This is a genomic window from Streptomyces sp. CRN 30 (assembly GCF_034105845.1).
On sequence record NZ_JAVRHI010000174.1, the window covers coordinates 1 to 6,681 of the forward strand.

Sequence of the window (6,681 nt, forward strand, 5' to 3'; positions counted from 1 at the left end):
GCGTCGCCGCCGGGCCCGGCGGCCCGCACCGCACCGTCGGACGGGCCGGCCTCCTCGTCGGTATCGCGGGGGGCCGGCCTGGTGTCGTTCCGTGTGTCGGGGTCTGGCCCGGTGCCTCGCCGTGTCGCGGGGTCTGGCCCGGTGCCTCGCCATGTCGCGGGGCCTGCCCGGTGCCTCGCCATGTCGCGGGGCCCGGCTCGGTGCCTCGCCATGTCGCGTGGAGCGGACCGGCGCCTCCCCGTACTGCGGGGCCCGCCCGGTACCTCCCCGTGTCGCGGGGCCGGTCCCGGCACCCCTCCGCGCCACCCGGCCGTTGCCGAACACGGCCAGGCGGCGCGGTGGGGCTCAGACGGCCAGCAGGTCGTCCACCGAGCCGCGGCCCGCCTGTTCCGCCGTGGCCACCGGGCCGTCCTTCGCCGCCGCGTACCGGCCGCTGGTCAGCGCCCACTCGTAGTTGCCGTTGATCCAGTGCTGGATCGCCTCCACCCCCATCCGCGCCCGGTCCCGCTCCTCCGCGTCGAGGCCCAGTTCGTCGCAGACCGCCGGGATGCGGGCCTGGAGGGCGAGGTACTCGTCCAGGCAGGCCGTCGTCATCCGGTACGCCTCCGCGGCCGCCTCCTCCCAGGAGCAGCCCCGCTCCCGGCGCAGGACCGCGATGAGGTTGTGGCCGTCGCCGCGGCGCCGCTCCCGCTCGAAGGACTGGATGTCGTTCATGAACCCGATGGTGTCCGCGGCCAGGTCCCGCATCCGCTCCATCACCGGATGCGCCATCACCCGCTCCGGCACCTCGAAGAGCCGGGCGCGCTCACCCGCGTCGATGCTGTGGTGGATGCCGACCGTCCGGCGGCGGAGCGCGGCGTACTCCTCGACGCCGAGCGTCCCGGCCAGCCCCCGGGCCGCCAGGTCGACCTCCTCGCAGTGCGCCACGAGGAATCTCCCCCAGCTGGCCGCGAACCGCGTCTGCCAAGTCAGGGACATGCCATCCGAGAGGCTGGTCCAGACCTCCGTCCAGGCCAGCGTGATGGGGCAGACCACCTGCGGCGGGGACCCCGCCGGGCGCAGCGGCGTGACGATCAGCTCCCGCGCCACCTCCGCTATCCGCTCCGCGCGGTCCGGCTGCGACGCGTCGAACTGGTCGTCGAAGAGGAAGGCGAGGGAGAACCAGTTCATCAGCCAGACCATGTCCTCCGCGGAGGCGTACGGGTACGTCCGGGCCGCCGCCTCGGGCAGGTCCCAGGACGTGTACTCCGCGAACCCGGCATCGCTGCGCACCAGCCCGCGCTCGCGGACCCAGCGCAGGTGGCGTTCCCTCGCGTACTCCAGATGTTCGCAGACCGGCGTGGAGAAGGGCAGGTCGAAGCGGACGTCCTGAGGCATGTGGTTCCTTTCGGGAGACTGGGCGCAGGTCCCCCTCCTGCGGTGCGGATGGACCATCACCCGGACCGCCCACCTGCTCGAACACGGCATCTCGACGAGAAAGTTGTATCGAGAAGCTATGGCAGGCTGCCCATCCCGTAAATGATCTACGCGGACCCCTGTCCGTGATCTTGGTTACTGCCCCCGCAGACCGAACGGCGTACACTCACCGGCCTTTTCGCGTCCCGCGCCCCCGACTGTTTCGGCCGGGCGGGGATATCCGCCAGGTACAGGGCGGCGGGGCACGACGCCCCGCGCCCCGGACCTTCGGAGGAGAAGATGGCACTGGTGAATGCGGGCGTCGTGGTGCTCGACTGTGCCGAGCCCGAGATGCTCGCGGAGTTCTACAAGGAACTGCTCGGCGCCCAGGAGACGGACGTGGCCGCCAACCGGATAGAGATCAAGGGAGCCGACGGCTTCCGCATGGCGTTCCGACGCGACGTCAACGCCACCCCACCGAGCTGGCCCCGCCCCGAGAACTCCCTCCAGGCCCACCTGGACTTCGTCGTGGACGACCTCGACGAGGCCGAGCGCGGAGTCGTGGGACTCGGCGGACGCCCGCTGGAGACCAAGGACGCCCCCGGTCCGTACGAGGAGCGCAGCTTCTCCGACCCGGCCGGGCACTCCTTCACCCTGCTGCGCAACGCGTCGACGGCGCCCAAACAGGGCTGAAGCCCCGCTTCGGGCGCCGTCGGCGCGTCGGCGCGGACCGGTGTCAGTCCCGGCCCGTGCCCTGGGCCGGCCAGACCCCGGTGGAACGCTCGATGGCCTTGGCGCCCGTCCGGTCCAGGGCGCTGCGCACCGCGGCGAAGATCGCGCCCTGGACCGCGGCGGCCAGCAGGATCTCCCCCCAGCCGCGGTCCGGGTCCAGCGCGTCGGGCGCGTCGTCCTCGTGCCGGATCAGCTTCCACGTCTTCTGGAACGCCATCCCGGCGAGCGCGCCGCCGGCCCAGCCCAGCACGAAGCCGACCGGCTTGTAGGCCAGGGGCAGCTTCTGCTTCTTCTTCTTTCCCACGGTTTCTCCTCGGTCCGTCGCCTTCTCGTCGCTTTCTCGGTCAGACGGTCGCGAACTGACGGTCTGTACTGCGGTCAGGGGCGGCCCCGCGCCGGGACCTCCTCGCCGGGGCGCACCGGTCCGGGCGGGGTGCCGTCCCCGAACGGCCTGCCGCCCAGCTCCTCCCGGTGGTGCGGGGTGAGCCAGCCGGCCAGGTCGGGGCCCAGGGGGACGATGCCGGTCGGATTGACCCCCGTATGCACCTGGTAGTAGTGGCGCTTGATGTGGTCGAAGTCGACGGTGTCGCCGAACCCCGGTGTCTGGAACAGGTCACGGACGTAACCCCAGAGCACCGCGGACTCCGTCAGCTTGTAGCGGTTGCACTTGAAGTGACCGTGATAGACGGCGTCGAAACGGACCAGTGTGGTGAAGAGCCGGATGTCCGCCTCGGTGATTGTGTCGCCGACCAGGTAGCGCTGCCGCTCCAGCCGGGGCACCAGTGACTCCAGCCGCCGGAACACCCCCGCGCACGCCGCCTCGTACTCCTCCTGGCCGGTGGCGAACCCCGCCCGGTAGACACCGTTGTTGACGTCCTGGTAGACCCCCGCCATCACCTCGTCGATCTCGTCCCTGAGCTTCTCCGGGTACAGGTCGGGCGCACCCGCCCGGTGCAGGGCCGTCCACTGGGTGGCCAGGTCCAGGGTGATCTGCTGGAAGTCGTTGGTGACCAGCGCGCCGCTCGCCACGTCCACCAGCGCCGGGACGCTGACCCCGCCCGGATACCCCGTCTCCCGCTTGTCGTACGCCTCGCTCAGGTAGCGGATGCCCAGCACCGGGTCGCGGCCGTCCGGATCGAGGGTGAACCGCCAGCTGCGGTCGTCCTGGACCGGGTCCGCCACGGCCAGCGACAGGGCGTCCTCCAGACCGAGCAGCCGCCGCGAGACCAGGGCCCGGCTCGCCCACGGACAGGCACGGCTCACCACCAGCCGGTAGCGGCCGGCCTCCACCGGCCAGCCGTCCCGGCCGTCGGCGGTGACGCGGTCCGCGAAGTGGCTCCGGGACCGCTTGAACGCCTTGCGGCCGTACGCGCTGTTGCCGCGCTCCTCGCCGTCCTGGCCGGTGCCGCCGCTCATGGCCTCTCCTCCCTGCCCGGGGTGTCGCTCGGTGTCCTGCCGTCCTGCCGGAACGTCCTGCGGGAGTGTCCTGCCGGAGTGTCCTGCTGGACGCGTTCCCAGTTTTCGCCAGTCGGCACGGGCGGACCACCCGCCGGACGGGTGTGTCCCGCCCGGCGTGGGGCATCCGGCCAAGGGTGAGCGGGACATCTTCGGACCACAGGCAGACAGACCGGCAGACAGACCGGCGGCCGGACCGGCCGGACGGACGGCGGCAGACCCAGAAGCACGAGGGGGAGCGGGAGCAAGCGCACGAGCAGCGGGAGACCGGCGGCAAGACCGACCGCGGGACCCGCGTCACCGTGCTGGTGGCGCTCGCCGCCAACCTGGTGATCGCGGTGGCCAAGGCGGTCGGCGGCGTCATAGCCGCCTCACCGGCCCTGCTCTCGGAGGCCGCCCACTCCGTCGCGGACAGCCTCAACGAGGTCTTCCTCCTCGCGGCGCTGCGCCGCAGCCGCCGCCCCGCCGACCGGCGCCACCCCTTCGGCTACGGCAAGGAGCGTTTCTTCTGGTCCCTTCTCGCCGCCGTCGGCATCTTCGTCATGGGCGGCTGCTTCTCCTTCTTCCAGGGCATCGAGGCCCTGACCAAGGGCGCCGAGGAGGAACTCAGCGGCTACGTCGCCGGGTTGATCGTCCTCGGCATCGCGTTCCTCGCCGAGGGCGCGTCGCTGCTGCGGGCCCTGCACCAGGTCCGCGCGCAGGGCGGCAGCCTGCGCGACCCCGCCCTGCGCACGGTGGTCGCCGAGGACGGCACCGCGGTGCTCGGCGTCACGCTGGCCATGATCGGCATGGCGCTGCACATGGTCACCGGCCAGGTGGTGTGGGAGGCGTCCGCCTCGCTCGCCATCGGCGCCCTGCTCGTCTTCGTCGCCTACCGGCTCGGCCGCGAGGCCCGCGACCAGCTCATCGGCGAGGCCGCGGACCCGGAGTCCACCGGCCGTATCCACGCGCTGCTCTGCGCCCAGCCCGAGATCGACAGCGTCGAGGCCCTGTTCACGATGAAGACGGGCCTCGACTCCGCGCTGGTGGCCGCCCGGATCGACCTGATGCCGGGCCTGGACAGCGAACGGGTCGAGGAGGTCGCCGTACGCATCAAGCGGTCGATCGCCCACACCGTCCCCGAGGCGGGGGAGATCTTCCTGGACGTGACCGACCGCCCCGCGCAGGAGGCACGCGAAAGCCCCGCCGCGACGGGGGAACGCGGCGGGGCCTGAGACTCGGGTGCCCGACGGCACCCGGTTCATGCGCGGGCCGGAGAAAATCCCCGGGCGGCGACCGCCCGGCCGGTCTCCCGGCCCGCGCACCGACCGTCCGGCTTCGGCCGAGCGGCTCAGTTCCCGTCGGCGTCGACCGGCTCCAGGACGAAGACGGGGATCTCCCGGTCCGTCTTCTTCTGGTAGTCCGCGTAGGACGGGAAGGCCGCCACGGCACGCTCCCACCACGCGTCCTTCTCCGCGCCGGTGACCTCACGGGCCGTCATGTCCCGCTTCACCGGACCGTCCTGGAGCTCGACCAGCGGATCGGCCTTGACGTTGTGGTACCAGACCGGATGCCGGGGCGCCCCGCCGAGGGAGGCGACCACCGCGTACCGCCCCTCGTGCTCGACGCGCATCAGCGGTGACTTGCGCAGCTTGCCGCTCCGGGCGCCCCGGCTCGTCAGTACGATCACCGGCAGACCGGTGTCCATCAGGGTCGTGCCCTCGGTGCCACCCGAACTCTCGTACAGCTCCACCTGGTCACGCACCCACCGTGTCGGGCTGGGTTCGTACTCGCCCTCAAGAGGCATGGCTTCCGTCCCATCGTCGCGTCCTGCGGCTCACTGTCACCGGGGTACAACACCGCCCGGCACGTCTGTCATCCCTACCGCGCCGCGGCCGCCCGGAACCGCCGCCGGGGTGACGGGCGCGCCCCGTTGAGTAGGGTGCCGGGATGACCGAACCGGACCGGCACCCCTTCCTCTACGTCGTCGTCTGCGCCGCGGGTGTCGCCGCCGGCGTCGGCCGGCTGATCACCGCGGCGCGCGCACGCGGCTGGGAGGTCGGGGTGATCGCCACCCCGACCGCCGCGACGGACGGCTTCTTCGACGTCGCGGCCGCCGAGGAACTGACCGGCCGTCCGATCCGCGCCCGCTCCCGGCGCCCCGGGGAGACCCGCCCGTTCCCGGCGCCGGACGCCGTCGTCGTCGCGCCCGCCACCTTCAACACGGTCAACAAGTGGGCCGCCGGCATCGCCGACACCCTCGCCCTCAGCACCCTGTGCGAGTCGCTCGGCCTCGGCGTGCCGGTCGCCGTGCTGCCCTGCGTGGGGGGCGCGCTGGCCGCCCACCCCGCCTACCGGGAGAGCCTCGACCGGCTGCGTGCGACGGGCGTCCGCTTCGGCGACCCGTACGCAGGTCAGGCGGGGGAGTTCGCCTGGGAGGGCGTGCTGGACCTGGTGGAGGAGGCCGGCCGGGCGGGCCGGTCGGTGGAGTCGCCGTCGCAGCCCACCGTGGGGCCCACCAGCATGCCGCCGGTGAACACCTCCTGACCGCGCGGCAGCCAGAACCCGAGCTTGGAGACGACCGACGAACAGACCGACTTCAGGCGCACGCGGACCCGGACGGTCGTGGGCCGGTCCGGCCGCAGACCGGTGAGCGCGCAGTCCAGGGCGTGCGCGCCCCGGCGGGCCGCCCCGGCCGGGCCCGTCACCGGGCTGACACAGCGGGAGTCGTCCGAGGCCAGCTCCACCCCGGACGCCTCCTCACCGATCAGTCCGAACCGGGCGCTGCCGTCGCCCGCGGGACTGTCCTGGTGGACGGTGTAGGTGAGCGTGGTGGCGGCACCGGGCCGCAGCGTGGTCCGGTCGACCTCGATCCGGTGCGTCGGGGCGGGCTTCGGCGCGTCGAGGGTGAGGGTCGCGCGGACCGTGCCGTGCAGCTCCGCGCCGCCCGGCACGGAACGGGCGTGCACCTCGGCCGTGAACTCGTAGGTCCCCGGGCCCGGATAGGCGGCGTCCGCGCCCGGCAGCGTCCCGGAGGCGACGGTCGCCCCGTCGCGCCGCGCCGTCCACGTGCCCGAGGTCCGGCAGGCCCGCGCGGTGCGGGAACCGGCCGGGCCGCAG

General features: G+C 73.1%; 7 protein-coding genes. 3 read left to right on the top strand and 4 right to left on the bottom strand.

What is annotated here, in order from left to right:
* Window positions 1-345: 345 nt before the first annotated feature.
* Window positions 346-1,377: a 7-epi-alpha-eudesmol synthase gene (locus UW392_RS17645; protein ID WP_320775971.1), complete on the bottom strand. Its 1,032-nt coding sequence runs from the start codon at window positions 1,375-1,377 to the stop codon at window positions 346-348.
* 318 nt (window positions 1,378-1,695) lie between these two features.
* Here UW392_RS17645 and UW392_RS17650 point away from each other — a divergent pair, with 318 nt between their 5' ends.
* Window positions 1,696-2,088: a VOC family protein gene (locus UW392_RS17650; RefSeq protein ID WP_320775972.1), complete on the top strand. Its 393-nt coding sequence runs from the start codon at window positions 1,696-1,698 to the stop codon at window positions 2,086-2,088.
* A 43-nt stretch (window positions 2,089-2,131) separates the two neighbouring features.
* Here UW392_RS17650 and UW392_RS17655 read toward each other — a convergent pair whose 3' ends face one another.
* Both UW392_RS17655 and UW392_RS17660 read right to left on the bottom strand, forming a co-directional pair.
* Entirely contained in the window at window positions 2,132-2,431 is a 300-nt protein-coding gene (locus tag UW392_RS17655) for a DUF4235 domain-containing protein (protein WP_320775973.1), read from the bottom strand.
* A gap of 74 nt (window positions 2,432-2,505) precedes the next feature.
* Window positions 2,506-3,543 (bottom strand): glutathione S-transferase family protein, encoded by a 1,038-nt coding sequence (locus tag UW392_RS17660; RefSeq protein WP_320775974.1) that lies wholly within the window; start codon window positions 3,541-3,543, stop codon window positions 2,506-2,508.
* Between the two features lie 176 nt (window positions 3,544-3,719).
* On the opposite strand from UW392_RS17660, the gene UW392_RS17665 reads away from it, so the two are divergent.
* Window positions 3,720-4,796: a cation diffusion facilitator family transporter gene (locus UW392_RS17665; RefSeq protein WP_414496314.1), complete on the top strand. Its 1,077-nt coding sequence runs from the start codon at window positions 3,720-3,722 to the stop codon at window positions 4,794-4,796.
* 116 nt (window positions 4,797-4,912) lie between these two features.
* On the opposite strand, the gene UW392_RS17670 is transcribed toward UW392_RS17665, so the two are convergent.
* Window positions 4,913-5,368, bottom strand: coding sequence for a nitroreductase family deazaflavin-dependent oxidoreductase (locus UW392_RS17670; RefSeq protein WP_320775975.1), 456 nt, complete (start codon window positions 5,366-5,368; stop codon window positions 4,913-4,915).
* Between the two features lie 143 nt (window positions 5,369-5,511).
* Here UW392_RS17670 and UW392_RS17675 point away from each other — a divergent pair, with 143 nt between their 5' ends.
* Window positions 5,512-6,108, top strand: coding sequence for a flavoprotein (locus UW392_RS17675; RefSeq protein WP_320775976.1), 597 nt, complete (start codon window positions 5,512-5,514; stop codon window positions 6,106-6,108).
* The last annotated feature ends 573 nt before the right edge of the window (window positions 6,109-6,681 follow it).

Bases quoted from the DNA above. Each gene is read 5' to 3' on its own strand.
- UW392_RS17660 (WP_320775974.1), bottom strand. From the start codon at position 3,543: ATGAGCGGCGGCACCGGCCAGGACGGCGAGGAGCGCGGCAACAGCGCG.
- UW392_RS17645 (WP_320775971.1), bottom strand. From the start codon at position 1,377: ATGCCTCAGGACGTCCGCTTCGACCTGCCCTTCTCCACGCCGGTCTGC.
- UW392_RS17670 (WP_320775975.1), bottom strand. From the start codon at position 5,368: ATGCCTCTTGAGGGCGAGTACGAACCCAGCCCGACACGGTGGGTGCGT.
- UW392_RS17650 (WP_320775972.1), top strand. From the start codon at position 1,696: ATGGCACTGGTGAATGCGGGCGTCGTGGTGCTCGACTGTGCCGAGCCC.
- UW392_RS17675 (WP_320775976.1), top strand. From the start codon at position 5,512: ATGACCGAACCGGACCGGCACCCCTTCCTCTACGTCGTCGTCTGCGCC.